The sequence below is a fragment of the Mycobacterium sp. genome (assembly GCF_049673265.1).
Classification (GTDB): domain Bacteria; phylum Actinomycetota; class Actinomycetes; order Mycobacteriales; family Mycobacteriaceae; genus Mycobacterium.
Genome location: NZ_JBATXN010000286.1, coordinates 1 through 1,636 on the forward strand (window position 1 = coordinate 1; position 1,636 = coordinate 1,636).

Here is a 1,636-nt window from a genome sequence, read left to right on the forward strand (position 1 = left end):
GACTGGGGCTGGGCTTCGATCCGCCGGTGATCTCGCGACAGCTTCCGGGCACTGCCGAACGTGAACATCTGGACCCGGGGATGGTGTTAGCACTTACCGGCTACGTGTGGCAGGAAGGCCTCGGCGCGGTTCTTCACCGCGATACGGTCGCCATCACCGATAGCGGACCAGCGTTGCTGACCGCCAGCCCGGTGTGGCAGTAGCTTTCTCGATCACCAGGTCTGTTCGGCGGCGCGAACCAACATGTGGTTGACGGCAACTCTGCGATCGCGGGTGACCATATACAGCACGGCATCGGCGATGTCTTCGGGCGCCAACTTCACCATGTCGGCGGTCTGACGATTGAATGCTTCGCGCGATTCCGGGGATAGCTGATTGCTGATTTCGGTGTCGACCGTGCCCGGCCCCACCACGCCGACCCGAACTCGCTTGCCCAGCAGCTCTTGTCGGATGCCCTCGCTGAACGCATTTACCCCGAATTTTGTCAGCGAATAAACGGCGGTGTTCGGGCGGGCGACCCAGCCGGCGGTGGAGCTAATGGTGACCAGATCGGCGACACCGCGGGGCGAATCGCTGGCCGCTTCGATGAGGTGGGGCACCGCGGCCCGGGTGACGTACAAGACGCCCTGCACATTGACCCGCACCAGATCGTCCCAATCCTGCAGTGGCGCTTCGGCAGCGGGAGCCATCCGCATCAGCCCGGCATTGTTGACGACGGTGTCAAGACGTCCCAGCTCGATGACAATCCGCCGCACCGCCGCTGCCACCTGCTCGGCGTCCGTCACATCGGCGGGCACCGCCAGCGCAGTGCCGCCCGCGGATTCGATTTCGGCCTGGAGTTCATTGAGCCGATCAACCCGACGAGCGACAAGACCGACGGCGGCGCCCTCCGCTGCCAGCGCCCGTGCCGTCGCGGCGCCGATGCCGCTGCTGGCGCCTGTCACCAATGCCGCAGTGCCGGCCAACCTCTCGGTCACTTTCCCTCCGATGCGGGGGCGCGCAAGATGTCGTGTAGGACGTAGTCATTGTGCTCGCCGAGGTCGGGGGCGCCCCGCTCGATCTGTGCTGGGGCAGTGGACATTCGCCACGGCGCCGCCACTATCGGCCGTTGCCCCTCGCGGTGATCACTGACGAAGCGATAAAGCTCGCGGTCCCACAGCTGCTGATCGCTGATGACGTCGAGGGACGTCGCGCTCTTGCTCGACGGCACGCCGGCCGACCTGAGCCGCTGCGCCAACTGCGCGGCGTCCTGGCTGGTGGTGAGGGCAGCGAGCTCTCGGTCGAGCTCATCGGTGTGTCTGAGTCGATCCGGCATGCGCGCATAGCGTGTGTCGTCGGCGAGCGCGGTGGCACCCAGGACGTTGCACAGTGCGCGCCACTGGGTTTCGTCGGCCACGGCGACGCTGAGCCAGGCGCCGTCGGCACAGGGATAGCAGTTGTGCGGGGCCATATCCGGATGGCGGTTGCCGTCGGGGACGATCTGCTTTCCGGTCAGATCCTGTTCGAGCAGACAATCGCCGATCATCGACGAGAGTGCCTCGACGGCCGACACGTCGACGAATTGGCCTTCGCCGCTCAGGTCTCGATGAAGCAATGCTGCTACGGCGGCCAACGCCGCGGCCGCGCCGACGGTCGA

General features: G+C 66.0%; 2 protein-coding genes and 1 pseudogene. 1 reads left to right on the forward strand and 2 read right to left on the reverse strand.

Annotation, left to right across the window (positions count from 1 at the left end; translation table 11 throughout):
• Positions 1-203: pseudogene (locus WBF82_RS09945) on the forward strand (M24 family metallopeptidase); the annotation flags it as partial.
• Between the two features lie 9 nt (positions 204-212).
• On the opposite strand, the gene WBF82_RS09950 reads toward WBF82_RS09945, so the two are convergent.
• The gene (locus WBF82_RS09950) at positions 213-977 is read right to left on the reverse strand and encodes an SDR family NAD(P)-dependent oxidoreductase (RefSeq protein ID WP_424382874.1); all 765 of its coding nucleotides are present in this window, start codon (positions 975-977) and stop codon (positions 213-215) included.
• Positions 974-1,636: CoA transferase (locus WBF82_RS09955; protein ID WP_424382875.1), on the reverse strand; the 663-nt coding region annotated here is incomplete at its 5' end. The genes WBF82_RS09955 and WBF82_RS09950, both read right to left, overlap by 4 nt.